We start from the raw sequence: 25,012 nt of genomic DNA on the forward strand, positions 1-25,012 counted from the left end.
AGGGCCGCTGCCACCCCGAACTCGATCAGGCGGACATCAACACGCCGCGATAGATCGGATCTTCCATCGCACGGCCGGTGCCGAGTGCGACGCAGGACAGCGGATCTTCGGCGACGCTGACCGGCAGGCCGGTTTCTTCGCGCAGGTAATCATCGAGGCCCTGGATCAGCGCGCCGCCGCCGGTGAGCACAATGCCCTGGTCAACGATGTCAGCGGCGAGTTCCGGCGCGGTGTTTTCAAGTGCGATGCGGACGCCTTCGACGATGGCGCCGATCGGTTCGGCCAGTGCCTCAGCGACGTTTGCCTGGGAGATGGTGATCTCCTTCGGGACGCCGTTCACAAGGTCGCGGCCTTTGATGTGGATCGTTTCGCCGATGCCGTCCGCAGGCATGACGGCGATGCCGTAGTCCTTCTTGATGCGTTCGGCCGTGGCATCCCCGATCAGGAGATTGTGGTGGCGGCGGACGTAGGAGACGATCGATTCGTCCATCTTGTCACCGCCGACACGGACCGAGGTGGTGTAGGCGAGACCGCGCAGCGAAAGCACGGCGACTTCGGTGGTGCCGCCGCCGATGTCGACCACCATCGAACCCACCGGTTCGGTAACCGGCATGTCGGCGCCGATCGCCGCGGCCATCGGTTCGAGGATCAGGTAGACCTGGCTGGCGCCGGCGTTCGAGGCAGCATCGCGGATGGCGCGGCGTTCGACCGAGGTCGAGCCCGAGGGAACGCAGATCACGATTTCCGGATAGCGGAACAGGTTCTTCTTGCCGTGCACCTTGCGGATGAAATGCTTGATCATTTCTTCCGCGATTTCGATGTCGGCGATGACGCCGTCGCGCAGCGGGCGGATGGCCTCGATGTTGTCGGGGGTCTTGCCCATCATCATCTTGGCGTCGTCACCGACGGCCTTGACCTTCTTGACGCCGTTAAGCGTTTCGATCGCCACCACCGAAGGTTCGTTCAGCACGATTCCGCGGTCCTGAACGTAGACGAGCGTATTGGCGGTCCCAAGATCGATCGCCATGTTCTGTGAGCCGAGTTTGAAGAATCGCGAGAAGGGCGAGGCCATCAGTAATCCGTTGTCTTTCCGGTTGCTTGCCACAGGAATTTCCCGTGGAGCGACAGGCAGGTTGGCATGGGAGCGGTCCCCTTAGCCCATCGATTCGGGAAACGCCAAAAATTTGTGTCGATTTCATGGGGGAATCGTACGGAGCCTGTCTCGAATTCCACGCGTTTCGTCGCTAGTCTTTCGAACAAATCGAGATTGTGGCGAGATCGCCCGTCCGCCGGCGGTTTGACGCTTTGCGCGCAACCGGACAAGAGACCCTGCATGCCAACCATCCGTCGCCTTCCCGAACACCTCGTAAACCGCATCGCTGCGGGAGAAGTGGTGGAGCGTCCGGCTTCCGCGCTCAAGGAGCTTGTCGAGAATGCGGTGGATGCGGGCTCCACGCAAATCACCGTTAGGATCTCCTCGGGCGGCCTCGACCTGATCGAGGTGACCGACGACGGCTGCGGCATGGAGCCGGAACAGATCGCCCTGGCGCTGGAGCGCCACGCGACCTCCAAGCTGCCTGACGAGCATATCGAACTGGTCGCCACGCTCGGCTTTCGCGGCGAGGCATTGCCCTCGATCGGATCGGTTGCGCGGCTGACCATCGAAAGTCGCCCGCATGAGGCGGCGGAAGGCTGGAAGCGTGTGGTTGACCACGGACTGGTCGCCGCCGACGGTCCCGCTGCATTGCCGCCCGGCACGCGAATCCGCGTTGAGGATCTGTTCGGCAAAGTGCCCGCCCGGCGCAAGTTCCTGCGCTCGCCGCGTTCCGAATATGCGGCATGCCAGGATGTCGTGCGGCGCCTGGCCATGGCGCGACCTGACATCGGGTTCGTGCTGGAACATGACGGCCGCCGCGTTATCGCGGTGCAGCCGCGCGAGGAACTGGCGGCGCGCGTGGCCCGTCTCGTTGCGCGTGAACTGGCGGAAGACGGTGTCCTGATCGAAGCCGAGCGCGGCACTGCCCGGCTCACCGGGGTGGCGGGCTTGCCGACCTACAATCGCGGCGTTGCCGATCACCAGTACCTTTTCGTCAACGGCCGCCCGGTGAAGGACCGCCTTCTGGTAGGGGCGGTGCGCGGCGCCTATTCCGACATGCTGGCGCGCGATCGCCATGCGGTGCTCGCGCTGTTCCTGGAGATTCCGCCCGAGGACGTGGACGTCAACGTCCATCCCGCGAAGACCGAGGTTCGTTTTCGCGATCCCGCCTTTGTGCGCGGTTTCCTGGTCGGCGCGTTGCGCCATGCGCTGGAATCTTCGGGTCAGAAGAGTGCGCAGCCCGCCTCGGTCGCGGCGATGGGGATGTGGCAGGTCGAACCTGTAGCGCCTGCACCTGCGCCGGCGCTGGGTTCTCTCTTCGCCCGCGAGTATTCGACGCCGCAATCCCGCTCCGATTTCCGCCCGGCGCCTTCGCGCGTCGGTGAAGCAGGGGAAGTCTGGCGTTCCTATGAGGCTGAAGTGATGGCCCAGCCGTCCGGACGCGCAGAACCCGTGCCCGACGAACCGGAGGATGCGCTGCGCTATCCGCTGGGTGTGGCCCGGGGGCAGGTGGCCGGCACTTATATCGTGGCCGAAGCGGACGACGGCCTCGTCATCGTCGATCAGCACGCCGCGCACGAGCGCCTCGTGCTCGAACGGCTCAAGGCCGCCGGTGCGGAGGACGCGATGGTGCGGTCTCAGGCCCTGCTGCTGCCCGAAGTGGTCGAGCTTGAGGAAGCGGCGTGCGATGCGCTGGACGACAAGATCGCCGATCTCGCCCGGTTCGGACTCGTGCTCGAGCGTTTCGGCCCTTGCGCGATGCTGGTGCGCGCGGTGCCCTCGGTGCTGGGCAAGTCCGATGTCTTCGCGCTCGTGCGCGATATTGCCGACGATCTTGCCAAGAACGGCGATGCGTTGCTGCTTGGCGAGAAGCTGGATCTCGTGCTCGCGACGATGGCCTGCCACGGATCGGTCCGCGCGGGCCGTTCGCTTTCTGTCGCCGAAATGAACGCGCTGCTGCGCGAAATGGAGCGCACCCCGCGTTCGGGCCAATGCAACCATGGCCGCCCCACGTGGGTTAAACTTGCCCATCAGGACATTGAGAAACTCTTCGGGCGAAAATGATGAAAAATGCGATCCTTGGGCTGGCCGTCGTCACTCTTCTCTCCGCCTGCGGGCAGGAAGATCCGGGGGGGCAGACGGCGGAGGATGCGCAGGATATCGCGAAGGTCGAACGGATGAGCAAGGAGCCGTTCAAGCCGATCATTCCCCGGCCGATCACCGAGATCGACGTGGCCCGCTACGGTCTAGACAAACCCGGCTGCGCTTTCCGCAAGCCGGACCAGAAGGACCCGATCTTCATCGCCAACGAGGAAGAGGGCTTCATGCGCATCGCAGGAGACCTCAAGCGCTACGCTGCCAAGGTCGAGAGCGCGCAGCTTCCGGGCAATGCACGCTCCACTTACGTCGGTCTGGCCAGTTGGGTCGATCTCGTGAGCCTGCCCGGCAAGGGCAGCGGATCGGACACGATGCACTGGCCGGCAAAGCTCATTCTTCATGACGCACAGGAACGCGTTGCCTTCATGGCCGAGGGCGAGGTTTCCTGCCGGGGCTGAGTACCTAACGCTGCTTCACGATATTGCGGAACGGTGCATCGTTGCCGTCGCCGTCGCTCGCCTGCGGCAATTTGAGGAGGTCACGCAGCAGCGGGGCAACGTCGACATTGTCGAACGGCGCCAATTTGCCGCGCTTCGCGAAGTCCGGCCCGCTGGCAATGAACAGCGCGGCCATTTCCGGTGCGGCATTGTCATAACCGTGAGTGCCGCCGGTGGAGGCTTTCGCAGGCAGCTTCGCGCTGATCTGCCAGCCGGTTTCGGCTAGGCAGAAGAACGGCGCGATCCGAGGATTTGTGCCATATCGCAGCCGAGCCGGAATGTCCTGCTTGCGCCAGCACTGCATGTGGTCATGTGCTTTCAGCAGCGCTGCGGCAAGCGCGGCTTCGTTGCCCGGCGTTGGCGCAAGCGCGGCGAACGGCCCGGTTTCTCCCAGCTTGTAAAGCGCGGGATCGGCAACGGCGTCCAGCGGGATGGTACGTTCGCTGGAAACCGAGGCCATGCCGTGATCGGCCACAACGATGAGGTTCGCCCGCTGCCCGAGTTCGCGCAGGCCAGCGACGAGCGCGCCGATATCGCGGTCGATTTCCGCTATCGCGGCATTCGTGCGGGGATCGTCGGGGCCGAAGCGATGCCCGGCCGTGTCTACATCGTCGAAATAGAGCGTCACCAGTCGGGGCCGGATGGCGGCGGGACGCCGCAACCAGTCCAGCACCGCGTTAACCCGCTGGACCGGGCTCGCCGCCTGGTTGAACTGCTGCCAGTCGCTTGGCCGGGTGCCGCCGGTGATCTGTTTCCAGGGTTCCGTAACAAGGGTTCCGCCCCAGGCTACGTTCGAGCCGGGCCAGAACATCGTTGCGGTGCGGATTCCGGCCTTTTCCTCAGTGACCCAGATCGGCTCGGCCTCATCCCACCAATAAGGCTCGTCGCTCGACATCGTGAACTTCTGGCCGGGATGTGCCGGATCTTCGAAGCTGTTGGCGATGATGCCGTTGTGGTCCGGCACCTTGCCTGTCACCAGGGCCCAGTGATTGGGGAAGGTCTTGCTAGGAAACGAGGGGCGCATGGCGGCACTGATGCCGCTGGCCGCAAGCTTCGAGAGGCTCGGGGTTATGCCGCGGTCGAGATAGTCTGCACGGAATCCATCGATCGAGACGAGAATGACGACCGGATCGCGGCGGTCTTTCGCCGGTCTGGCGGACGCGGGTGAGGCAAGTACGGCAAAAGTGCCCAGCAGCAGTGCGACGAGTCTTTTCATGCCTGCCCTCTAACCCGCGTTCCGTGACAGGTCGATGTCGTGTTATATCATCCGCGCCAGCATCCACAGCCCCATGGCCACCATGAACAGGTTCTCGGTAAGCGAGACGAAGCCGAGTGGAACCGCGCCGGAACCGCCGACGCAGGCGCACTTGAGTTCCCGCTTCTGGATATAGACAGCGTAGAAAACCGAAATGCCGCCGATACCGCCGATCGCGAGGCCGATCGGGATCGAGAGCCAGGGCAGGGCATGGGCGGTCATGAGCGCGCCCGCCGTCCATTCCAGCACCGGATAGGCATAGGCATAGGGCACGAAGCGTTTGGCCAGCAGGTCATAGCCCAGGAACATGGTCGAGAATTGTTCGACGTCCTGCAGCTTCAGCATGGCGAGCAGCATCATCGTCATGGAAACGAACCATTCCGCCGCCCGCAGCGTGAACGGCGTGCCGAATGCCGCCCAGCTTGCTGCAAGCGCAAGTCCGGCCCCGGTGGCAAATACCGCAAGCACGGGGCGATAGCTCGTCGCTTTCGGGTCCTGGAGCCTCAGGCCGAAATGGGCGCGAAGGTCGGAATGGCCGCCGATCCGCTTACCGCCGATGAAGGTCTGGGGTGTAGTGGTCACCCCATGCCGGGCCTTGAAGGCGTCCACTTGCTCGCGGGTCGTCAACCAGTGGTCCTCGACCTCGTAGCCGAGCCTTTCGAGCAGGTACTTCGACTTGAGGCCCCAGGGGCAGGTGTGCTTGTCCATGACCATGCGGTAGAGCACGGCCTTCTTGGCTTTTGAACTTTCGGTGGCCTGGTCGAGCGTCTGGTCATGTATCATGGGACGGCTTATAGCTCCCGTACCATGGTACGGAGTCAAGCATGGCTTTGACGATTTCTGAACTTGCCCGGTCTAGCGGCGTCGGCGTTGAAACCGTGCGCTTCTACCAGCGCAAGGGGCTGCTGTTCGACCCTCGTCCGGCTGCAACGGGAGGTGTCAGTGGGCAGAGGCACTACGGCGAGGAGGACGTGAAGCGTCTGCGCTTCATCCGTTCAGCCAAGGCGGCGGGGTTTATCCTCGACGAGATCGCCGAGCTCATCAGTCTCGATCACACCGGCGACCGGCCAAGAGCGCGGGAGATGGCGCAGGCGCGGCTGGTTCACCTGGATCAGGAGATCGCTCAACTGGAGGGGGCCCGCCAGTCGCTGCGAAAGCTGGCGCGGGAATGTGCGGGGTCGGACATCGGACCTTGCCCGATCCTCGAGGCGTTCGAGGACAATTCGTCGTCCCGGACCTGATCCGGGACGACGATGGTATCGATCAGACGTTGAACCGGAAGTGCATCACGTCGCCGTCGTGGACGACGTATTCCTTGCCTTCCTGGCGCAGCTTGCCGCCTTCCTTGGCGCCCGCTTCGCCGTTCAGCGCAACGTAGTCGTCATAGGCGATGGTTTCGGCGCGGATGAAACCGCGCTGCATGTCGGAGTGGATTTCGCCTGCGGCTTCGGGAGCTTTCGCGCCCTTGTGCACGGTCCATGCACGCGCTTCCTTCGGGCCGACGGTGAAGAAGGTCAGCAGGTTGAGCAGTTCGTAGCCGGCGCGGATGATCCGTGCGAGCCCGGTTTCGTGCAGGCCCATCTCTTCGAGGAAGACCATGCGCTCCTCTGCTTCCATGCCGACGAGTTCCGATTCGATCGCAGCCGAGACGATCACGGCGGTGGCGCCGTCCGCCTTGGCCTTCTCGAAGACGCGGGCGGAGAATTCGTTGCCTTCGGCAGCGGCTTCTTCTTCCACGTTGCAGACGTAGAGCACCGGCTTCGCGGTGAGGAGCTGGGCCTGGCGGAACACGCGTTCCTCGTCCTCGTCCTTGGGCTGGGTCAGGCGCGCGGGCTTGCCTTCGCGAAGCAGTTCCAGCGCCTGCCCGAGGACGGAGGCGATGATCTTCGATTCCTTGTCGCCCTGCGTCGCCTTCTTCTGGGCGGCGGGGACGCGCTTTTCGAGGCTTTCGAGATCGGAAAGCAGCAGCTCGGTCTCGACCGTTTCGGCATCCGCGATGGGATCGACCTTGTTGTCGACGTGCTGGATGTCGTCGTTTTCGAAGCAGCGCAGGACGTGGATGACGGCATCCACTTCGCGAATGTTGCCGAGGAACTGGTTGCCGAGGCCTTCCCCCTTCGACGCGCCGCGCACAAGGCCGGCGATGTCGACGAAGGAAAGCTGCGTCGGGATGATCTTCGCCGATCCCGCGATCGAGGCGAGCTGATCGAGGCGCGGGTCGGGTACGCCGACCTGGCCGACGTTCGGCTCGATGGTGCAGAACGGATAGTTGGCCGCCTGCGCCGCCTGCGTCTCGGTCAGCGCATTGAACAAGGTCGACTTGCCGACATTGGGCAGACCCACGATTCCGCAACGGAAACCCATCTTTTACTCCGGAATAAATGTATGGGCCGCGCCTTAGCGCCTGTCTGCCCGCTTTACCAGTTACCGTGACGCCTGTTTGCAAGAGTGTTTGCACGAGAGGCTTCACGGAAACTTCAGGGCTTGGCTTTAAGGGGCAGGGTATGAAGCCGCTCGTTCGCCTGTCGCTTGCCGTTCTGGTCGCGGTCTCGCTGACCGCATGTGGTGACGATGCCGCTGGCCAGCTCGACACGGCGCAGGTGCGCTATGCGGAGCAGGACTATCAGGGCGCCCGTGCCGCGCTGATTTCCGCGCTGGAGGATGAGCCGGGAAATCGCGCGGCTCTGGCGTTGTTGGTGCGCACGCAGATTGCGCTTGGAGATCCCGCGTCCGCCGAGCGCGCGCTCGGACGTCTCTTGCGGGCCGGTGGTGGTGGCGGGGGCGCTTCCGTGCTTCGGCTCAAGGCGGGGATCGCCCTGTTGCAAGGTCGCCCGGGCGAAGCCACGCGCCTGCTTGCGGGCGACGGCAGCACGGAGGCGTGGAACATGCGCGCTCAGGCATGCCTTGCGCTGGGTGATGAGCGCGGCGCAGTTTCTTCCTTCGACAAGGGCATGGCGGCGGGAAAGGATATTGCCCTGGCCGTGGCCTATGCCCGCTATCGGCTGGAAACCGGCGATCTTGGCGGTGTGGAGCGCATTCTTGCCCGTATGCAATCGTTCGCTCCCGGCGCGTACAACACGCTGGTTCTGGCCGGTGATCTTGCGAATGAGCGCGGCCGGACCGACGCTGCGATTGCGGCTTATGAAAAGGCGGTCTCCGCCTTTCCCGCCCGTGTCGTGCCGATGCTGGCGCTCGCCAATGCCTACGACGCGCAAGGCAGGGTCGATGAGGCCATGGCCGTTGTCCTGAAGGCGCAGAAGATCGCGGCAGGCGATCCCGCTGTCGATGATCTTTACATCCAGCTGCTTTCCGAGAAGGGGAAGTGGGAGGAAATACGCCTCGCGCTGCAAGGGCGCGATACGCAGCTCGATCCGTCCTCCGGGCTCGGCATGACTTACGCGGAGGCCTTGCTTCATCTTGGCCAGGCCGAACAGGCGCGCGTCATGTTCAGCCGCGCCCTGCTGCTCCAGCCCGGAAACCCCTATTCGCGGCTGCGACTGGGCGAGGCGCAACTGGCGACGGGCGATGCGGGTGGGGCGTGGGAGACGCTGCGCCCCCTTGCGGCGAGCGCGCTGGCGCGGCCGGAAATCCTCGATGCGGCGCAGGAGGCTGCCAGATCGGTGGGCGATCCCCAGGCGGAGGTATTGAAGGCGCGGCTCGATCCGGTGAGGCTCAAGGCTGCGATGGCGCAGGCCGACAAAGGGCAGGCGGCGCTGGCTGCGCAGGACTGGTCCGGTGCCGTGGCTATATATCTTCCGTTGCTCGGGCAGGGCGAAGACCCCGAAGTGCTCAAGCGACTGGCATTTGCCTCGTTGCGACTGGGCCGGGCGAAGGAGGCGCTCGCCTATGCCGACCGGGCGCTGGCCGCCGATCCCGACAATCCGGACTGCCTGCGTACGGCGGGGGTCGTTCGTCTGGAAGCAGGCCGCGACATTCCAGCTGCGCGAAGGCTTCTTGAGGCTGCGGCCGCAGCCGATCCGCGCAACCAGGACATAGCGCGCGACCTTGCAAAGGCGAAAGCCGCCGCCGGCTGAGCGCCGGCAGCGGCTATGTCATGCGCGGATGAGCGGGGCCGGCCCGCGTGATCAGGCGCGAGCCTTGCGACGGCGCGCGTAGGCGAGGCCGAGGAGGCCCATGCCCATCATGCCAAGCATGCCGGGCTCGGGAACATCGGTGCTGCCGCCCGAAGTTGAGCCGCCCGAACTGCCGCCCGACGTCGTCGTCGTACCGCCTGACGTCGTGGTTCCGCCGCTGGTCGTGCCGCCGGAAGTCGTGGTCGTGCCACCCGAAGTGGAGGTGGTGCCGCCAGAAGTGCTGCTGGAGCCGCACTGCTTGTTTCCGGCAGAGTGACCGCAGTTGCAGTAGTGCGTATGGTTCTTGTCCTTGCCCCAGGTGGCCAGTGCCGGCGTGCTGAAGGCGAGGGTGCTGCCGGCGGTAAGCGCCAGGACGAGCATGGTCTTGCGGAGCATTCGTATTCCCCTTGTTGCCCGAATGGGTTGCCCCCGATTGGGTTGCCAAGGAATACGCAAGGCACGTGCCAGATACGTTTTTATACGGAGTTCGTTGGTTAACGCGTCAGAGCTGATAACGATTGTGTAAACTAACCCGACGCGCATCCCGCATGAAAATCAGTTAATCAGACTCACCAGTTTCAATCCTGCTGGCGCAGTGCCACGTCGTTCATGAAGCGGGTATCGTCGCCCGCCGAAAGCCGGTCCGCTTCGCCGGCAATGGCGCCCAGCATGTCTGCGAGCGGGTCCATCTCGGCCTTGGCATAGTTGCCGAGGACGTAGCCGCTTACGCGGTCCTTGTGTCCGGGGTGCCCGATCCCGAGCCGAACACGGCGGAAATCGGCGCCGAGATGTTGGTCGATCGAGCGCAGGCCGTTGTGTCCCGCATGGCCTCCGCCGTGCTTCACTTTCACCTTGAACGGCGGCAGATCGAGTTCGTCGTGGAATACGGTCAGGTCGGAAAGAGCCAGCTTGTAGAAGCGCATGGCTTCGCCAACGGCGCGGCCGCTCTCGTTCATGAAAGTGGCGGGCTTGAGCAGGAGGATCTTCTGTGTGCCGATGCGGCCTTCCTGCGACCAGCCCAGGAACTTCTTCTGGACAGCACCAAAGCCATGGATTTCGGCGATCGCATCGACGGCCATGAAGCCGACGTTATGGCGATTGAAGACGTATTGCGGTCCGGGATTACCGAGGCCGACCCAAAGCTGCATGATTTTCCTGGTCCCCAGAATGACAAAAGGCCCCTCCCGCGCGCCGGGCTGGCCGGGGCGGGAGGGGCCGATTGATTGATCGTCCGATTACTCGGCTTCGGTCGTGGCCGTGTCGCCTTCCGAGCTCTTCAGAGCCGAGGGAGCAGCGATCGTCGCGATGGTGAAATCGCGGTCGGTGATCGCGCTCTCGGCACCGGCCGGAAGCTTGACGTGGCTGATGTGGATCGATTCACCCACTTCGAAGCCGGTCACGTCGATAACGATCTCGTGCGGGATCTTCTCGGCGTCGCAGACCAGTTCGAGGTCGTGGCGAACGATGTTGAGCACGCCGCCGCGCTTCAGGCCCGGCGAGGCGTCTTCGTTGGCGAAGACGACCGGCACGTTGACGTGCACAGTCGCGCCCTTGACGACGCGCAGGAAGTCAGCGTGGAGCGGACGATCCGAAACGGGGTGGAAGGCAACGTCCTTGGGCTGCGTCCGGTAGGTCTTGCCGCCCACTTCGACTTCGATGATCGAGTTGAAGAAGTGACCGGTCATGAGCTGACGGGTCAGCTCCTTTTCCTCGACGTGGATCGCGAGGGGTTCTTCGTTGCCACCATAGACAACGGCGGGGACGCGGCCATCGCGACGCAGAGCACGGGAGGCTCCCTTGCCAGCCCGATCACGCGTCTCGGCCGGCAGGTTAAGCGTATCGCTCATGTGGACTTGCCTTTCGAAAACTGGATAAAAATCGGATAGGGACCGCTTGCCGATCCATACCGTCCCGCCACGCCTCCAGGGATGACCATGACGGGAAGCGCGCGCCCTTAATGTGAAATGGGCGGAAATGCAAGCGCCCGGCGCATGGGCATCACTCGATCCGGGTCACCTTGTACCCTTGCCCGGCCAGCATCGCCGGCAGTCCTTCCGGGCCTGCCATGTGCGCGGCGCCGACCGCCACGAACGGGCGCTTGCCCTGCCGCATGGCGGCGGAGACCTTGCCTGTCCAGTCCCGGTTCCGGCCGACGAAAAGAACCGTACGCAGTTCCGGGTCGGCAAGCAGGCCCTTGCGGGTTTCCGCCTCGATCCGCGCCATGTCGCCTTCGCGCCAGCTTGCAGCGATGTCGCTGTCCGAACTCTGCGCTTCGGTGACGACGGCGGCGAGCAGTTCGCGTTGTTCCCGTTCGGGCAATGCGTCGAACAGGCCCAGTTGCCGGGCGGCACCTTCGAGTTCGATCACGGGCCGGTTGCCTGCGGCCACCATGACGGCGCGGTCCACGCCGTTGCGGGCCTGATCCTTGTCGGCCCCCGCCTGAGCGATGGTGAGGGCCGCGGCCCAGGTATCGATCGCGGCGAAATCGCCATCGGAATAGCCGCCTCGCTTGAGCAGTGCGGCAAGCGCAGGGCGCTTGTCCGGCGCGACCCGGCTGGACAAGGGCGGCTCTCCCTCGCTCCGGGCAAGCCGCGCGAATGTGGCCGCCACTTCAGCCTCATTCGCGAGATTGGCAACTTCCACCATGACGGTGTCGGCTGCGTCCATTGCTTCGCGTACTTTCGGGGTCTGCCATTGCAATGGGCGCTCGGCGCTGTGGATCGTGCCGAAGAGCCAGGCTACCTCGCCGTGCGGCCCTTCCACGCGCCAGAGCGCCGGATTGGCGGCCTCGGGCGCCGGACTGCATGCGAACAGCGCCAGAGCCGCAAGCGCGGGGAGGGCGGCGCGCCTCATCGGTTATTGTACCCGCACCGAACGGATGCCGGCTTTGGCAAGCTGGTCCTGCACGCTGCCCTTGCCTGCAAGATGTCCCGCACCCACCGCCACGAAGACCACCCCAGGCTGCGAGAGCCGGGTCTTCAGCCACTTGGCCCAGCTCCTGTTACGGTTGGTGATGAGCGCCTTGCGCATCAGTTCGTCCGATTCGTCTTCATTGAGCAGCTTGGCCAGTTCGTCCGCCCGGCCCAGTTTCCATGCCTCCACAACCTTGGCGATATCCTCGCGCAGGGTGGGAAGCTGCTCGAGCACTTCGGCCAGATAGCGTTGCTGGCTCTTTTCGGGCAGGTCGGCGAAAAGACCGATCTGGTAGTCCGCCGTTTCGAGCGGGTGCCGGGCGATCCCGCTGGACGCGGCTTTGGCTTCGATCTGCGTTTCCACGCCGTTCGCCTGATCGTATCCCGCTGCCTTCAGCGGCAGCAGGGACAGGAGAAGACCCGCATACCAAGGCTGGAATGCATCGAAGGTTTCTGCCGGAAGTCCAAGATTGGAAAGCCCTTTTTCCAAATTGGTGCGCTCCAAAGGTGCCAGGCTCTCACGCAGGGTCTTGCCGTCATGCCGCATTCCCCGGTCCACGAAGACCTTCTCAAGCGTTGCGGGCGAATCGAGCATGGTCTCCGTCACCAGCAGGTCTGCCGACTCGAATGCCTGCTGCACGGGGCCCTGAAACCATGCGGCGTTCTGCGGGAGGATGTGGATCGTGCCGAAAAGGTAGATCGTGGTGTCCTTGTCGGCGATCTTCCACATCGCCGGCCGTGCCGGAACGGGAACTGCGGTTTCCGACACGGGAGCGGAGACTGCCGGAGTGGCGGTCTGCGCCAGCGCGGGAGGCGCGGCGAACAGGAAAAACGAGGCGGTGGCGGCGATGCCCCATGATGTTTTTGCACCCATGCCGGGCCGGGTCTTGCTGGAAAAGATCATCGCGTTTCCATGGAAGGAGAGGGGCAAACAGGGCCTTAACGGACTTCGACTGGCCGGGAGATAACGGCAGGTCGTCGTTTGAGGTAGCGGTAACTGTCATTTTAGTGCGGCTTGCGCGGTTGATTTGCCCGGTTCGATCCGCCAAAGGCCGCGCAGCCAAGAGATTTGACGGGATTTCGATGTCGACCGCCGCCAAACAGCCGCTCAGCTTCCAGGACATGATCCTGACGCTCCACAATTTCTGGAGCGCGCAAGGCTGCCTTATTCTTCAGCCCTATGACATGCGCATGGGAGCAGGTACTTTCCATCCGGCCACGACGCTTCGCGCGCTTGGGCCTGAGCCTTGGAAAGCTGCCTATGTCCAGCCTTCGCGCCGTCCGACCGACGGCCGCTACGGCGAGAATCCGAACAGGCTTCAGCACTATTACCAGTATCAGGTGATCCTGAAGCCGAACCCGGAGAATCTCCAGGAACTCTACCTCGCCAGCCTCGCCGAGATCGGCGTTGATCCGCTGGCGCATGACATCCGCTTCGTCGAGGACGATTGGGAAAGCCCGACCCTGGGCGCCTGGGGCCTTGGCTGGGAAGTCTGGTGCGACGGCATGGAAGTGACGCAGTTCACGTATTTCCAGCAGGTCGGCGGGTTTGACTGCAAGCCGGTAGCCGGGGAACTGACCTACGGGCTCGAACGCCTCGCCATGTACATCCAGGGCGTGGACCGCGTTTACGACCTGCGCTTCAACAACGAGGGCGTGAGCTACGGCGACGTCTTCCTTGCCAACGAACAGCAGATGTCGAAGTACAACTTCGAGATCGCCGACACCGAAGCACTCTTCGCCGGCTTCAAGGCCGCCGAGGCTGAATGCATGCGCTGCATCGAGGCGGAAATCCCGCTCGCCGCCTACGATCAGGCGATCGAGGCCAGCCATCTCTTCAACCTGCTTCAGGCACGCGGCGTGATCTCCGTGCAGGAACGGGCCAGCTATATCGGCCGCGTGCGTGATCTGGCGAAAGGTTCGTGCGAGGCGTGGATCGAGAAGAACAAGGCCGAATGGGAAGCCAGGTTCCCGGGGTGGACGGTATGAGGCCTCGGCAGCCCCGCACTGAGCGGAATGAGGCAAATGCCGCATTTCCGGCCCCGCTCGTCCTGAGCTCGTCGAACGACGCCGCAGCTGCCCCATCAACCCGTCAAACGGCGTACTGACATGACCGACTTCCTTCTCGAACTCCGCTCGCAGGAAATCCCGGCCCGCATGCAGGCTGGCGCCCGCGCCGATCTCGAAAAGCTGTTCCGCAAGGACATGGCGGCGGCCGGCGTCACCGTGGGTGAAGTGACCGTCTGGTCCACCCCGCGCCGCCTGGCGCTGATCGCGCACGGGTTGCCGCTTGCCACCGAAGCGGTCCGCGAAGAGACCAAGGGGCCGGCCACCAGTGCGCCCGAACAGGCTCTGGAAGGCTTCCTGCGCAAGACCGGGCTGAGCAAGGACCAGCTCGAAGTTCGCGATCTCAAAGGCAAGGATACCTACTTTGCCGTCGTCGAGAAGCCCGGCCGCGCCGTGGCCGAGGTGCTTGCCGAAGTGATCCCCGCGATCATTCGCAACTTCCCGTGGCCCAAGTCGCAGCGCTGGGGCGCCGCCTCGATCTCCACCGAATCGCTGCGCTGGGTGCGTCCGCTTTCCGGCATCGTCGCGATCTTCGGTGAACAGCTCGTGGCGTGCGAAGTGGGCGGCATCGCGTCCGGCTACGTAACGCTTGGACACCGTTTCCACGCCCCCGGCGAGATCACCATCGGCGGCGCGCATGACTATGCCGACAAGCTGCACCTCGCCCATGTCCTTGTGAACCAAGAGGAACGGCAGGACATCGTCCGCACCAAGGCGCGTGAGGCGGCCGAGGCTGCGGGGCTCGTGCTGGTCGAGGATGAAGGACTGGTGATCGAGAACGCGGGCCTGACCGAATGGCCGGTGCCGCTGCTCGGCCGGTTCGAGGAAGATTTTCTCGAGGTTCCCCCCGAGACTATCCAGCTGACCGCGCGCGTGAACCAGAAGTATTTCGTTTGCGAAGATGCTGCAGGTTCTCTGGCCAACGCCTTCATTTGTACGGCAAATATCGTCGCCACCGATGGCGGTGCAGCCATCGTCGACGGTAACCGCAAGGTGCTGGCCGCGCGTCTGTCGGATGCTCGTTTCTTCTGGCAGCAGGACCGCAAGACGCTGCTGTCGGAGCAGGCGAAGAAGCTCGAGCGGATCACCTTCCACGAGAAGCTGGGCACTGTCGCCGACAAGGTCGAGCGGGTGGCCAAGCTGGCGGAATGGCTGGCAGCCGAAGGCATCGTCCCGAACTGCGATCCGGCGCTCGCGCGCCAGGCGGCGGAACTTTGCAAGGCCGATCTGGTCACCGAAATGGTGGGGGAATTTCCTGAACTTCAAGGGCTTATGGGTGGTTATTATGCCCGTGCTGAAGGTCTTCCCAACGCCGTGGCCGATGCTATCCGCGATCACTACAAGCCGGTCGGGCAGGGCGACGAAGTTCCCAGCGCGCCGGTAACGGTAGCTGTGGCATTGGCGGACAAGCTGGATACGCTCCGCAGCTTCTTTGCGATCGACGAGAAGCCGACCGGCTCGAAAGACCCGTTCGCGCTCCGCCGGGCGGCGCTGGGCATCATACGGCTCATCACGGACAACCGCTTGCGCTTCGGCGTTGCCGAGAGCGATCTGCTCGATTTCTTCGTGGACCGCCTCAAGGTGCAGCAGAAGGAAGCGGGCGTTCGGCACGACCTTATCGACGCGGTGATCGCGCTGGGCGGCGAGGATGATCTCGTCCGCCTGCTGGCCCGCGTTCATGCGCTTCAGGCTTTCGTCGCCACGGACGACGGCGTGAACCTGCTTGCCGGCTACAAGCGCGCGGCCAATATCCTGCGCAAGGAAGATTGGAAGGATAAGGTCGATCCCTCGGGTGACGAAGATCCCATGGAAAACGTCGACCATCCCGACATGAAGGGCGTCTACGCCGCGCAGCAGGACGTGACCTACGCGCCCGAGGCTGCCGAACAGGCGCTTCTCGGCGCGGTGGCGGCGGCTGAACCTCAGGCCGCACGGGCGGTGGAGGCAGAGGACTTCGCTTCGGCCATGTCCGCGCTGGCCACGCTCCGCGCGCCGATCGATGCTTTCTTCGATCAGGTCATCGTCAACGACAGCGACCCGGTAAAGCGCCATGCAAGGCTGGCCTTGCTTGATCGGTTCCGTGCTGCAGTGCACAATGTTGCGGATTTTTCGAGGATCGAGGGCTAGGGAGCTTTCCCTGAAACTCGTGAAACTTTTATCAACCAGGACAGGAAAGTCAGGGGATAGATGAGCAGACAGGTCTACACGTTCGGCGGCGGTGTTAAGCATGAAGATGCCCGCGCCCGTGACAAGGTCGTCGTCGGCGGCAAAGGTGCGAACCTCGCTGAAATGGCGGGTATCGGCCTTCCGGTGCCCCCCGGCTTTACCATCACCACTGAAGAGTGCGTGAAGTATCTCGCCGAGGGCGGTGACTTCTCGGACCTGCTGCGCGCCGATGTAGCCGAAGCGCTCACCCACATCGAAAAGACCGTGGGCAAGAACTTCGGCGATGCCGCAGATCCCCTGCTGGTCTCGGTCCGCTCGGGCGCGCGCGTTTCGATGCCGGGCATGATGGATACCGTCCTCAACCTCGGCCTCAATGACGATACCGTCGAAGGCCTGTGCAAGACCTCGGGCGACGATCGTTTCGCCTGGGACAGCTATCGCCGTTTCGTTCAGATGTACTCCGACGTCGTTCTCGGCCTCGATCACGATCGCTTCGAGGAAGCGCTCGAGATCGCCAAGGAAGACAACGGCTACATGAACGATGTCGAGATGACCGCCGACAACTGGCGCGCCATCGTCAAGGAATACAAGGGCATCGTCGAGGAAGAACTCGGCCGCCCGTTCCCGCAGGACGTCCATGAGCAGCTCTGGGGCGCGATCCAGGCCGTGTTCGATTCCTGGGATTCGGACCGCGCGAAGGTCTATCGCCGCCTGAACGACATTCCCGGCGACTGGGGAACTGCGGTAAACGTGCAGGCCATGGTCTTCGGCAATATGGGTGATACATCGGCCACGGGCGTTGCCTTCACGCGTGATCCGGCTACCGGCGAAAAGGCCTATTATGGCGAATGGCTGGTCAATGCGCAGGGCGAGGACGTCGTCGCCGGCATCCGCACCCCGCAGTACCTGACCAAGGCTGCGCGCGAGCGGGCAGGGGCAAAGCCGCTGTCGATGGAAGAAGCGATGCCGGACGCCTATGGCGAACTGGCCGCGGTGTTCGAGCTGCTCGAAAAGCACTACCGCGACATGCAGGACATCGAGTTCACCGTCGAACGCACGAAGCTTTGGATGCTCCAGACCCGCTCGGGCAAGCGCACCGCCAAGGCCGCGCTGAAGATGGCGGTGGACATGGTGGAAGAAGGCCTGATCGACGAATCCACCGCGATCCTGCGGGTCGATCCCATGGCGCTCGATCAGCTCCTGCACCCCACGCTCGACCCCAAGGCGCCGCGCGACATCCTCGGCAAGGGCCTTCCGGCCTCGCCGGGCGCGGCTTCGGGTGCGATTGTGCTCGATGCCGATACCGCTGAAAAACGCGCCGAGCGCGGCGATGCGGTGATCCTCGTCCGTGTCGAGACTTCGCCTGAAGACATTCACGGCATGCATGCCGCGAAGGGCATCCTCACCGCGCGCGGCGGCATGACCAGCCACGCGGCTGTGGTGGCGCGCGGCATGGGCCGTCCCTGCGTTTCCGGCGCTTCGGGCCTTTCGATCGACATGAAGACCCGCACCCTGCGCATGGGCTCGCGCGAGTTCAAGGAAGGCGACGTGATCACGCTCGACGGCGCCACCGGCGACATCATGGCCGGCGAAGTACCGACCATCGAGCCGGAACTGGCGGGCGATTTCGCCACGCTGATGGTCTGGGCCGACAAGCACCGCCGCATGAAGGTGCGCACCAACGCCGAGACGCCGGCCGACTGCAGGATGGCCCGTCAGTTCGGCGCCGAAGGCATCGGTCTTTGCCGTACCGAGCACATGTTCTTCGACGCGGGCCGGATTTCGGCCGTGCGCCAGATGATCCTGGCCGAGGACGAGGCCGGTCGCCGCGCGGCGCTGGAGAAACTGCTGCCCGAACAGCGCGCGGACTTCATCGCGATTTTCGAGGTGATGGCCGGCCTGCCGGTCACCATCCGCCTGCTCGATCCGCCGCTTCACGAGTTCCTGCCCCACGGCGATGCCGAGTTCGCGGAGCTTTCGGCAACGATCGGCATCGGTGTGGACACGCTGAAGCGCCGTGCGGACGAACTGCACGAGTTCAACCCGATGCTCGGCCATCGCGGTTGCCGCCTTGGCATCACTTTCCCCGAAATCTACGAGATGCAGGCGCGCGCCATTTTCGAGGCCGCCTGCGAAGTCGCAGCGGCTTCGGGTGAGGCGATCGTGCCGGAAGTGATGATCCCGCTCGTCGCGACCAAGCGTGAGCTGCAGATCCTCAAGAAGGTGGTAGACGAGGCTGCGGCGAAGGTCTTCGCCGAGAAGGGCCGCACGCTCGACTATCTCGTGGGCACCATGATCGAACTGCCGCGCGCAGCGCTCATGGCCGGTGAGATCGCCGAGGAGGCCAAGTTCTTCTCGTTCGGCACCAATGACCTGACGCAGACCACGCTGGGCGTATCGCGCGACGATGCCGCGCGCTTCCTCAGCCCCTATGTCGAAAAGGGTATCTACCCGCGCGATCCGTTCGTCAGCCTCGATATCGAGGGTGTCGGCCAGCTGGTGCAGCTCGGTGCCGAGCGTGGCCGTGCGACTTATGCTGATCTCAAGCTCGGCATCTGCGGCGAGCATGGCGGCGATCCCGCTTCGATCGCGTTCTGCGAGAAGGTCGGGCTCGACTACGTCAGTGCCTCGCCGTACCGCGTGCCGATTGCACGTCTCGCAGCGGCCCAGGCCGCTCTGGCCTGAAGCGGCTCGCGCGAAAGAGAAAAGGCCGGGGTGGAAGCCCCGGCCTTTTTCTTATTTTTTCCAGCCCGATAGGGTCAATATCTCGAAGCGTTCGACAGTCCGGCCATCTTTGCCGGCTGCTTCGAACGCCTCCAGCGCCCGCGCCCGCGCCGCCTTGCCCAGAGCCGGCCCCGGGTCGGCCAGCACGCTGCCCGCGGCCTGGGCCCGGATATCGGCGATCAGCCGGTCGAAGCTGCGGAAGCCAACCTGGAGCGGGCGGTGGTCTATCACCGGATCGGCGAACAGGGTGCGCTGGAGCAATTGCCCGCCCGCCCGCACGTCGACCATCGGGTGAACGCGTCCGGCGGGGCGATCCCCATCGGCTGCGAGCATGATTTCGCGCAGGACCGGCAGGCTTCCCAGCGACAGGAAGCTCGCGATCATCAGTCCACCCGGCGCCAGGGCCTTGCGGATATGGATAAGCGCGCCGGGAAGGTCGTTCACGGTATCGAGCGTGCCAAGGCTGACGATCAGATCGAAACCGTCGAAGGGGTAGGGCGCTTCCTCGTCGAAGCCGTGGACCGGATCCACTTCCGTGACTTCCGCGCCGCTGGCGCGAAGGTTGCGCGCAAGGTTGCCCGTCCAGTCCCCCACGACGAGGGCGCGCCGGGGTTCGAAGCGGAGGAACGAAAGGCGTTCGGGAACATCCTCTACCATGTCCTCAAGCAGGTAGCGGGGGGCGTCTGGCGACCGCTGGAGGACGAGGGCGCGACGGCGGGCGGCGAGGCGGCGGTCGGGCGAGAAGATGCGGGGGGGAGCTTTGCTGGCCATGGCCGCCCAACTGCCGCGTCTCGCGCTTCGGCGCAACTGCGCTTCGTGCAAGTGGGTTAACACCTTGTAGCTTGCCGCCCTGGTTCCGGCGGGTAAGCATCGGCGCATGTCCTTCGCTCAGGCCGTGATGCCGGTCGTCGACCTTGTATTTCCGCCGCGCTGTCCTTTGTGCGGCGACGGACTGATCGCGCATGGCGGCCTGTGCCCGCCGTGCTGGATGGAGCTGGCGATTCCCGGAGAGCCGAGCTGTGCTGCGTGTTCACGCCCGTTTGGCGGCGGGGTGCCACAGGGGGCAACCTGCGCGCCGTGTCTTGGCGATCCGCCCCGACATGACGGGATCGCCGCGGCGACATTGTACAATGAGGCATCGCGCAAGTTGGTACTGGCCTTGAAGCATGGCAATCGCCTCTCGCATGCGAAACTGATGAGCAGGTTGATGAGCGCCAAGTTGCCCTTCGTCGAAGAGGATTGGCTGGTCGTCCCGGTTCCCCTGCATCGCTGGCGGATTTGGAGGCGAGGTTACAATCAGGCGGCCGAACTGGCGCGGGAAATATCGGCAGTGGCCGGCGGCGTGCTTGTCATCGATCTGCTTGAGCGCCGCAAGGCGACTCCATCGCTTGGTGGACTGGGAAAGAAGGCTCGGCGGAGAGCGCTTTCGGGGGCGATCGGGGTTCACCGCAAGAGGAAGGATCGGCTGAAGGGCGCGAAGGTCTTGCTTGTGGATGATGTGCTCACCAGTGGCGCGACGAGCGATGCCTGCGTTTCCGCGCTCAAGCGGGGCGGTGCCGCCAAAGTTGTGATCGCTTGTTTCGCACGCGTTCTGGACGAAGCACTGGAGCATACGCGCGGAGGAGATCGCGAAGTACCATTTGAGGAAGGGCTCTAACGAAAACGCCCGGAGCTGGTGGCTCCGGGCGTCCTCGTGACGAAACTGTTGGACCCTGCTTTCGCAGTTCGGCGGTCCCCCTGTCGGCCGCCTGGCCCGATCCCTCATTCAACTGAACCAGACCACCCGTAGTGTATTCCAGTCTTTCCCTGAACCGTGGCGCTTGTATCTCAGCGACCTGTGGGTCAGAAGCAGCCCCCCAGCTGCAGGCCGACAATCCTACGAAACCCGGGGGTTGAAAAGAGGCGTCGCGGGGCTACGAGGATTTTGGTCAACGGCTGTGGTTATCGTGCAACAACCACGTTCAATGTATTCAATTCAGGGAAATTTCCGGCATGTCCGAAGTAACCAAGGCTGAACGGGAACACGGAAAAGCGTTTCTTCCGCGATTCGACGCGCAAGGTTTGCTGATCGCCATCGCCGTCGACTCGCAGACTCGCGAGATATTGATGGTAGCGTACATGAACGAGGAAGCGCTTCGGAAGACCCGCGAAACCGGCCTTGCCCATTTCCATTCGCGTTCGCGCGGGAAGCTCTGGCTCAAGGGTGAAACATCGGGCCATTTCCTTCGGATCGACGAGATTCGGGTGGATTGCGATCAGGATGCGATCGAGCTGAGGGTCACTCCGCAGGGCCCGGCCTGCCACACCGGCGCCCGCAGTTGCTTTTACCGTGCATTGGAAGGCGATTCGCTTTCGCCCGTGGATGGTTAACTGTTTCAGGATTAACCCGGAAAATCCTTTAAATGCAGGGACGCGTGTTTTTCCGTAAGAACATGCACTTGCTGGCCATTCGTCCAGGATTAACCGTATTAAGCCGAGTTTTCAGCATCTTCGGCTGAGCGGATGGAACGGACAAGTCGTCGCAATCGGCTCGCAACACGCGAACGGCCAAGCGACTATCCAGGGTGACAGGGTGCAAGGGCCGTTTCCGGCCGCACCCGTCCCATAAAAAACGAACATTGTTATAGGCTTCAGCCGGCGTTTCGTGCCCCGGCCGATGGCTGTCGCCTGGCCTCGCCCCTACTTCCGTCATTCGCGATGAATGCCGGACCTGAAGGGGTGTGCAAAGGGAGCAGGGCGCCTGCGAGGCGTTCGGGGCGTATGGAAATGGAAGGGAAGCAAATGAAGCACAGAGCTTTGACAGCTGCCGTGACGGCCGGCCTTATGGCCGTGCCGACCGCTGCAATGGCGGATACCAAGTCATCCGCATCCATCGTCAACCCGCGCGCCTCGGCGAAATCCTACCGCTTCGGTGGAAACCACGCGTTCCGGGACCATTTCGCGCGGCTCTTCGGGCGCGGTAACCCGCATGGCGACAAGTGGGGCGGCGGCAGGCCCGGAAAGGGCCACGGAGACTGGGGTGGCCATCACCCGGAGGACGGCAAGTCACGCGGCTGCTGACGCGCTGAAACCGATGCCGTGGCCGTCCCGAGGGGCGGCCACGGCATCGAGGATCATCCCCGCGCTTCGTCGAAGCCCAGGATCTCGGCGAAGAACGCGAGCATTGCTGCCCAGCTCTGCCGGTCGGCACTGGCATCGTAGCCGATCGCGGCCATGCCGCGTTCGTCGCTGCCGGGATCGGTGAAGCCGTGACGGACACCGGAATAGGCATGGAAATGCCAATTGGCGCCGGCGCGATCCATTTCTTCCCAGAAGCCGATCACCTGCTCGCGCGGGACAAGGGGGTCGGCATCGCCGTGACAGACGAGGATACGGGGCTTGATCGCACCCGGTTCGGCTGGGTTGATCGTGGAGAGCGTTCCGTGGAAGCTCACGGCACCGAGCAGGTCCTGCCCATCCCGCGCAGCTTCGAGCACGGCCTGACCGCCCATGCAGTAACCGATGCCGATCAGCGGCAGCCCGGCGGCCTCGGGAACGGCCCGCAGCGCAGCGATGGCCGCCGCGATCCGGGCGCGGTAATGCCCGTTGTCGGCGCGCAGCTTCTCGGCCATCGGGAACGATGCCTCGAAGCTGGCGACATGCTCGCCATAGAAGTCCGCGATCAGGACGAGGTAGCCGAGATCGGCCAGCATCGCCGCTCGCCGTTCCATGGCCGCGTTGACGTTCGCTATCGTCGGAAACAGGACCACGGCAGCGCGCGCGTCTTGTTCGGGACGCGCCAGGTGGCCGGTCAGATCCTGACCGGCGTGGCTGTAGGCAATCGTTTCGAGCATGGTCACTCCGGCAGGAAGTCCGGCACCGACAGGTAGCGTTCGCCGGTGTCGTAATTGAAGCCGAGTACGCGGCTGCCAGCAGGCAATTCTTTCAGCTTCTGCGCGATGGCGGCAAGCGTTGCGCCCGAGCTGATGCCGACGAGCATGCCTTCCTCGGTGGCGCAGCGGCGTGCCCATTCCTTGGCATCCGCCGGATCGACCTGAAGCGCACCGTCGATCGACTGGGTGTGCAGGTTGGCAGGCACGAAGCCGGCACCGATGCCCTGGATCGGGTGCGGCCCAGGCTGGCCTCCCGAGATGACCGGGGAGAGGGTAGGTTCGACGGCATAGGCCTTGAGCGTGGGCCAGGTCAGCTTGAGCGTTTCCGCGCAGCCGGTCAGGTGGCCGCCGGTGCCCACGCCGGTGATCAGCACGTCGATCGGCGTTTCGGCGAAATCGGCAAGGATTTCCTGCGCGGTCGTCTTCACGTGGACTGCGATGTTGGCCGGATTCTCGAACTGCTGCGGCATCCACGAGCCGGGCGTGGTCTCGATGAGTTCCCTGGCGCGCTCGATGGCGCCCTTCATGCCCTTTTCACGCGGGGTGAGATCGAAGGTCGCACCATAGGCGAGCATGAGGCGGCGGCGCTCGATCGACATCGATTCGGGCATGACCAGCACGAGCTTGTAGCCCTTGACCGCAGCAACCATGGCAAGGCCGATGCCGGTATTGCCGGAAGTCGGCTCGATGATCGTGCCGCCGGGTTTGAGCGTGCCTTCGGCTTCCGCAGTCTCGATCATGGCCAGCGCGATGCGGTCCTTGATCGATCCGCCGGGATTGGTGCGTTCGGCCTTTACCCAGACTTCATGGTCGGGGAACAGCCGTGATAGGCGGATATGCGGGGTATTGCCGATCGTGGCGAGGATGCTGTCGGCCTTCATGTCTCATGCTCCCATCGTGGTGCGAAGGTACGGGCACGGCGGATCTCCGGAAAGCTCCAGGCCCAGATTGCGGTAATGACTATGGCAGCGCCGCCGCCGAAGACAACAGCCCCGGTGGCGCCAAGCAGGGCTGCGGCCACCCCGGATTGCATCTCGCCCAGCTCGTTCGATGCAGAAATGGCAAGGCCGGAGATGGCCGAAACGCGGCCGCGCTTGTCGTCCGGCGTGCGCAGCTGGACCAGCGAGCTGCGGATGAACACCGAAATCATGTCGGCCGCGCCGAGCATGGCGAGGAAGCCCAGCGACACCACGAAGCTGCGCGAAAGACCGAAGCCCACCGTCATCGCACCGTAAGCCGCAACCGACAGCAGCATCTTCACGCCGACGTTTTTGGCCAGCGGCCTGAACGAGAGCCAGAGCGCAACAATGGCGGCACCGGCAGCGGTTGCAGCGCGCATCTGGCCAAGGCCCTCCGGGCCGACATGGAGAATATCGCGTGCGAAGACGGGCATCAGGGCGGTCGCCCCGCCGAGCAGCACTGCGAAAAGGTCGAGCGTGATGCAGCCCAGCAGGAAGCGCTCGCGCCAGATGAAGTGGAAGCCGTCCACGATCTGGCGGATCGGATGATCCCGGCGCGCATCCTTGGGAACCGGCGGCAGATTGCGGATGCTGGTGATGCTGAAGGCGGCCACCGCCATGAGCGCGGCGGCGATCCAGTACGGCGTTGCGTGGTGGCGCGCGAAGAGGAAGCCGAAGGCGGCCGGGCCGATGATCGTTCCGGCCTCGATGGCGATCGAGTTGAAGGCGATCGCGCGGGGAATGAGGCTGGTGGGAACGATGTTCGGCGCGATCGCGGTCATCGACGGGCTGACGAAGACACGCGCAATGCCGTGGAGCGCGGCGAAGACGTAAAGGACCGGCAGGCTGCGCAGATCGAGTTCGGTGACGAGGGCCAGGCCGATGGCGACGAGGATGTCGACCGCCATGGCGAGACCCGCAACCTTCCGCCGGTCGAATCGGTCGGCAATGACGCCTGCCACCGGGGTCAGCAGGAAGATCGGAAGGAACTGTGCAAAGCCCAGCAGGCCGAGCTGGAACGAGGCTTCCGCGATCGACATGCCGTAGTCGGTGCGGGCCACGTCGTAGAGCTGGTAGCCGATGATGACGACCATGCCGGTAGAGGCGAAGACGACCGCAAAGCGGGCGAGCCAGAATTTGCGATAATCGGCGATGCGCAGGGGCGAGGAAGGTTCCGGCCCGGAACTCGGGGCGGACGGGCTGGGGGGCTGGATCGTGCTCACGGATCGCTGCATGGCAGCATGTCAAAGCATTGCCAAGACATGCCGCTCATGCGGAACGATAGGTTATGTTT

At 64.1% G+C, this 25,012-nt stretch carries 23 protein-coding genes; 10 read left to right on the forward strand and 13 right to left on the reverse strand.

Annotation, left to right across the window (positions count from 1 at the left end; translation table 11 throughout):
- Positions 1-25: 25 nt before the first annotated feature.
- Complete coding sequence (locus tag ACLIMP_RS10685; protein ID WP_132468775.1) at positions 26-1,072, reverse strand: rod shape-determining protein; 1,047 nt, start codon at positions 1,070-1,072, stop codon at positions 26-28.
- Between the two features lie 261 nt (positions 1,073-1,333).
- Here ACLIMP_RS10685 and mutL point away from each other — a divergent pair, with 261 nt between their 5' ends.
- Together mutL and ACLIMP_RS10695 are read left to right on the forward strand one after the other, a co-directional pair.
- A complete protein-coding gene (gene mutL, locus ACLIMP_RS10690) occupies positions 1,334-3,160 on the forward strand; it encodes a DNA mismatch repair endonuclease MutL (protein WP_324694985.1) in 1,827 nt (608 codons plus the stop codon).
- On the forward strand, positions 3,160-3,651 hold the full coding sequence (locus ACLIMP_RS10695) for a hypothetical protein (RefSeq protein ID WP_443477832.1): 492 nt from the start codon (positions 3,160-3,162) through the stop codon (positions 3,649-3,651). The genes mutL and ACLIMP_RS10695 overlap by 1 nt, the downstream gene beginning before the upstream one ends.
- Positions 3,652-3,655: 4 nt before the next feature.
- Here the strand turns inward: ACLIMP_RS10695 and ACLIMP_RS10700 are convergent, their stop codons facing one another.
- Entirely contained in the window at positions 3,656-4,906 is a 1,251-nt protein-coding gene (locus ACLIMP_RS10700; RefSeq protein ID WP_443477833.1) for an alkaline phosphatase family protein, read from the reverse strand.
- Positions 4,907-4,948: 42 nt separating this feature from the next.
- A complete protein-coding gene (locus ACLIMP_RS10705) occupies positions 4,949-5,728 on the reverse strand; it encodes a MauE/DoxX family redox-associated membrane protein (RefSeq protein WP_054435669.1) in 780 nt (259 codons plus the stop codon).
- A 41-nt stretch (positions 5,729-5,769) separates the two neighbouring features.
- Between ACLIMP_RS10705 and ACLIMP_RS10710 the strand changes: the two genes are divergently transcribed.
- Positions 5,770-6,186 (forward strand): MerR family transcriptional regulator, encoded by a 417-nt coding sequence (locus tag ACLIMP_RS10710; protein ID WP_132468777.1) that lies wholly within the window; start codon positions 5,770-5,772, stop codon positions 6,184-6,186.
- A gap of 22 nt (positions 6,187-6,208) precedes the next feature.
- Here the strand turns inward: ACLIMP_RS10710 and ychF are convergent, their stop codons facing one another.
- Positions 6,209-7,309, reverse strand: a complete 1,101-nt coding sequence (gene ychF, locus ACLIMP_RS10715) for a redox-regulated ATPase YchF (RefSeq protein ID WP_132468778.1) — start codon at positions 7,307-7,309, stop codon at positions 6,209-6,211.
- Positions 7,310-7,449: 140 nt separating this feature from the next.
- On the opposite strand from ychF, the gene ACLIMP_RS10720 reads away from it, so the two are divergent.
- Entirely contained in the window at positions 7,450-8,979 is a 1,530-nt protein-coding gene (locus tag ACLIMP_RS10720) for a tetratricopeptide repeat protein (RefSeq protein WP_324694993.1), read from the forward strand.
- A 51-nt stretch (positions 8,980-9,030) separates the two neighbouring features.
- Here ACLIMP_RS10720 and ACLIMP_RS10725 read toward each other — a convergent pair whose 3' ends face one another.
- The 5 genes from ACLIMP_RS10725 to ACLIMP_RS10745 all read right to left on the reverse strand — a co-directional run bounded on the left by ACLIMP_RS10725 (position 9,031) and on the right by ACLIMP_RS10745 (position 12,834).
- Positions 9,031-9,414: a PEP-CTERM sorting domain-containing protein gene (locus ACLIMP_RS10725; RefSeq protein ID WP_324694995.1), complete on the reverse strand. Its 384-nt coding sequence runs from the start codon at positions 9,412-9,414 to the stop codon at positions 9,031-9,033.
- 182 nt (positions 9,415-9,596) lie between these two features.
- Positions 9,597-10,166, reverse strand: coding sequence for an aminoacyl-tRNA hydrolase (pth, locus tag ACLIMP_RS10730; RefSeq protein WP_324694998.1), 570 nt, complete (start codon positions 10,164-10,166; stop codon positions 9,597-9,599).
- 87 nt (positions 10,167-10,253) lie between these two features.
- A complete protein-coding gene (locus ACLIMP_RS10735; protein WP_054438835.1) occupies positions 10,254-10,865 on the reverse strand; it encodes a 50S ribosomal protein L25/general stress protein Ctc in 612 nt (203 codons plus the stop codon).
- 151 nt (positions 10,866-11,016) lie between these two features.
- Positions 11,017-11,871, reverse strand: a complete 855-nt coding sequence (locus tag ACLIMP_RS10740; RefSeq protein ID WP_324695002.1) for a TraB/GumN family protein — start codon at positions 11,869-11,871, stop codon at positions 11,017-11,019.
- 3 nt (positions 11,872-11,874) lie between these two features.
- Complete coding sequence (locus ACLIMP_RS10745) at positions 11,875-12,834, reverse strand: TraB/GumN family protein (RefSeq protein ID WP_324695003.1); 960 nt, start codon at positions 12,832-12,834, stop codon at positions 11,875-11,877.
- Between the two features lie 179 nt (positions 12,835-13,013).
- Between ACLIMP_RS10745 and ACLIMP_RS10750 the strand changes: the two genes are divergently transcribed.
- The 3 genes from ACLIMP_RS10750 (at position 13,014) to ppdK (ending at position 18,848) form a co-directional block, all read left to right on the forward strand.
- Positions 13,014-13,919: a glycine--tRNA ligase subunit alpha gene (locus ACLIMP_RS10750; protein WP_132468782.1), complete on the forward strand. Its 906-nt coding sequence runs from the start codon at positions 13,014-13,016 to the stop codon at positions 13,917-13,919.
- 120 nt (positions 13,920-14,039) lie between these two features.
- A complete protein-coding gene (gene glyS / locus ACLIMP_RS10755; protein WP_324695006.1) occupies positions 14,040-16,124 on the forward strand; it encodes a glycine--tRNA ligase subunit beta in 2,085 nt (694 codons plus the stop codon).
- Positions 16,125-16,184: 60 nt separating this feature from the next.
- Positions 16,185-18,848 (forward strand): pyruvate, phosphate dikinase, encoded by a 2,664-nt coding sequence (gene ppdK, locus ACLIMP_RS10760; protein ID WP_443477834.1) that lies wholly within the window; start codon positions 16,185-16,187, stop codon positions 18,846-18,848.
- A 51-nt stretch (positions 18,849-18,899) separates the two neighbouring features.
- On the opposite strand, the gene ACLIMP_RS10765 is transcribed toward ppdK, so the two are convergent.
- Positions 18,900-19,658, reverse strand: coding sequence for a class I SAM-dependent methyltransferase (locus ACLIMP_RS10765; RefSeq protein ID WP_185997456.1), 759 nt, complete (start codon positions 19,656-19,658; stop codon positions 18,900-18,902).
- Between the two features lie 106 nt (positions 19,659-19,764).
- Between ACLIMP_RS10765 and ACLIMP_RS10770 the strand changes: the two genes are divergently transcribed.
- The 3 genes from ACLIMP_RS10770 to ACLIMP_RS10780 all read left to right on the forward strand — a co-directional run bounded on the left by ACLIMP_RS10770 (position 19,765) and on the right by ACLIMP_RS10780 (position 21,947).
- Entirely contained in the window at positions 19,765-20,544 is a 780-nt protein-coding gene (locus tag ACLIMP_RS10770; RefSeq protein WP_324695010.1) for a ComF family protein, read from the forward strand.
- A gap of 335 nt (positions 20,545-20,879) precedes the next feature.
- Positions 20,880-21,257, forward strand: coding sequence for a phosphoribosyl-AMP cyclohydrolase (gene hisI, locus ACLIMP_RS10775; protein WP_054438839.1), 378 nt, complete (start codon positions 20,880-20,882; stop codon positions 21,255-21,257).
- Between the two features lie 411 nt (positions 21,258-21,668).
- Positions 21,669-21,947 (forward strand): hypothetical protein, encoded by a 279-nt coding sequence (locus ACLIMP_RS10780; protein ID WP_185997453.1) that lies wholly within the window; start codon positions 21,669-21,671, stop codon positions 21,945-21,947.
- Between the two features lie 53 nt (positions 21,948-22,000).
- Here the strand turns inward: ACLIMP_RS10780 and ACLIMP_RS10785 are convergent, their stop codons facing one another.
- Genes ACLIMP_RS10785 through ACLIMP_RS10795 form a run of 3 tightly spaced genes read right to left on the reverse strand, consistent with a single transcriptional unit; the run spans position 22,001 to position 24,953 of the window.
- The gene (locus tag ACLIMP_RS10785; RefSeq protein ID WP_324695016.1) at positions 22,001-22,720 is read right to left on the reverse strand and encodes a dienelactone hydrolase family protein; all 720 of its coding nucleotides are present in this window, start codon (positions 22,718-22,720) and stop codon (positions 22,001-22,003) included.
- A 2-nt stretch (positions 22,721-22,722) separates the two neighbouring features.
- On the reverse strand, positions 22,723-23,640 hold the full coding sequence (cysK, locus tag ACLIMP_RS10790) for a cysteine synthase A (RefSeq protein WP_185997451.1): 918 nt from the start codon (positions 23,638-23,640) through the stop codon (positions 22,723-22,725).
- Positions 23,637-24,953 (reverse strand): MFS transporter, encoded by a 1,317-nt coding sequence (locus ACLIMP_RS10795; RefSeq protein ID WP_054438843.1) that lies wholly within the window; start codon positions 24,951-24,953, stop codon positions 23,637-23,639. Before ACLIMP_RS10795 ends, cysK begins: the two co-directional genes overlap by 4 nt.
- Positions 24,954-25,012 lie beyond the last annotated feature (59 nt).

Source organism: Novosphingobium aeonii (assembly GCF_052279045.1).
Classification (GTDB): Bacteria; Pseudomonadota; Alphaproteobacteria; order Sphingomonadales; family Sphingomonadaceae; genus Novosphingobium.

Coding starts and splice junctions, on each gene's coding strand:
- mutL (WP_324694985.1), top strand. CDS start 1,334: ATGCCAACCATCCGTCGCCTTCCCGAACACCTCGTAAACCGCATCGCT.
- ppdK (WP_443477834.1), top strand. CDS start 16,185: ATGAGCAGACAGGTCTACACGTTCGGCGGCGGTGTTAAGCATGAAGAT.
- ACLIMP_RS10710 (WP_132468777.1), top strand. CDS start 5,770: ATGGCTTTGACGATTTCTGAACTTGCCCGGTCTAGCGGCGTCGGCGTT.
- ACLIMP_RS10770 (WP_324695010.1), top strand. CDS start 19,765: ATGTCCTTCGCTCAGGCCGTGATGCCGGTCGTCGACCTTGTATTTCCG.
- ychF (WP_132468778.1), bottom strand. CDS start 7,309: ATGGGTTTCCGTTGCGGAATCGTGGGTCTGCCCAATGTCGGCAAGTCG.
- ACLIMP_RS10795 (WP_054438843.1), bottom strand. CDS start 24,953: ATGCAGCGATCCGTGAGCACGATCCAGCCCCCCAGCCCGTCCGCCCCG.
- ACLIMP_RS10780 (WP_185997453.1), top strand. CDS start 21,669: ATGAAGCACAGAGCTTTGACAGCTGCCGTGACGGCCGGCCTTATGGCC.
- ACLIMP_RS10740 (WP_324695002.1), bottom strand. CDS start 11,871: ATGAGGCGCGCCGCCCTCCCCGCGCTTGCGGCTCTGGCGCTGTTCGCA.
- ACLIMP_RS10705 (WP_054435669.1), bottom strand. CDS start 5,728: ATGATACATGACCAGACGCTCGACCAGGCCACCGAAAGTTCAAAAGCC.
- ACLIMP_RS10720 (WP_324694993.1), top strand. CDS start 7,450: ATGAAGCCGCTCGTTCGCCTGTCGCTTGCCGTTCTGGTCGCGGTCTCG.
- hisI (WP_054438839.1), top strand. CDS start 20,880: ATGTCCGAAGTAACCAAGGCTGAACGGGAACACGGAAAAGCGTTTCTT.
- ACLIMP_RS10735 (WP_054438835.1), bottom strand. CDS start 10,865: ATGAGCGATACGCTTAACCTGCCGGCCGAGACGCGTGATCGGGCTGGC.
- ACLIMP_RS10725 (WP_324694995.1), bottom strand. CDS start 9,414: ATGCTCCGCAAGACCATGCTCGTCCTGGCGCTTACCGCCGGCAGCACC.
- ACLIMP_RS10765 (WP_185997456.1), bottom strand. CDS start 19,658: ATGGCCAGCAAAGCTCCCCCCCGCATCTTCTCGCCCGACCGCCGCCTC.
- ACLIMP_RS10685 (WP_132468775.1), bottom strand. CDS start 1,072: ATGGCCTCGCCCTTCTCGCGATTCTTCAAACTCGGCTCACAGAACATG.
- ACLIMP_RS10695 (WP_443477832.1), top strand. CDS start 3,160: ATGAAAAATGCGATCCTTGGGCTGGCCGTCGTCACTCTTCTCTCCGCC.
- pth (WP_324694998.1), bottom strand. CDS start 10,166: ATGCAGCTTTGGGTCGGCCTCGGTAATCCCGGACCGCAATACGTCTTC.
- cysK (WP_185997451.1), bottom strand. CDS start 23,640: ATGAAGGCCGACAGCATCCTCGCCACGATCGGCAATACCCCGCATATC.
- ACLIMP_RS10750 (WP_132468782.1), top strand. CDS start 13,014: ATGTCGACCGCCGCCAAACAGCCGCTCAGCTTCCAGGACATGATCCTG.
- ACLIMP_RS10745 (WP_324695003.1), bottom strand. CDS start 12,834: ATGATCTTTTCCAGCAAGACCCGGCCCGGCATGGGTGCAAAAACATCA.
- glyS (WP_324695006.1), top strand. CDS start 14,040: ATGACCGACTTCCTTCTCGAACTCCGCTCGCAGGAAATCCCGGCCCGC.
- ACLIMP_RS10785 (WP_324695016.1), bottom strand. CDS start 22,720: ATGCTCGAAACGATTGCCTACAGCCACGCCGGTCAGGATCTGACCGGC.
- ACLIMP_RS10700 (WP_443477833.1), bottom strand. CDS start 4,906: ATGAAAAGACTCGTCGCACTGCTGCTGGGCACTTTTGCCGTACTTGCC.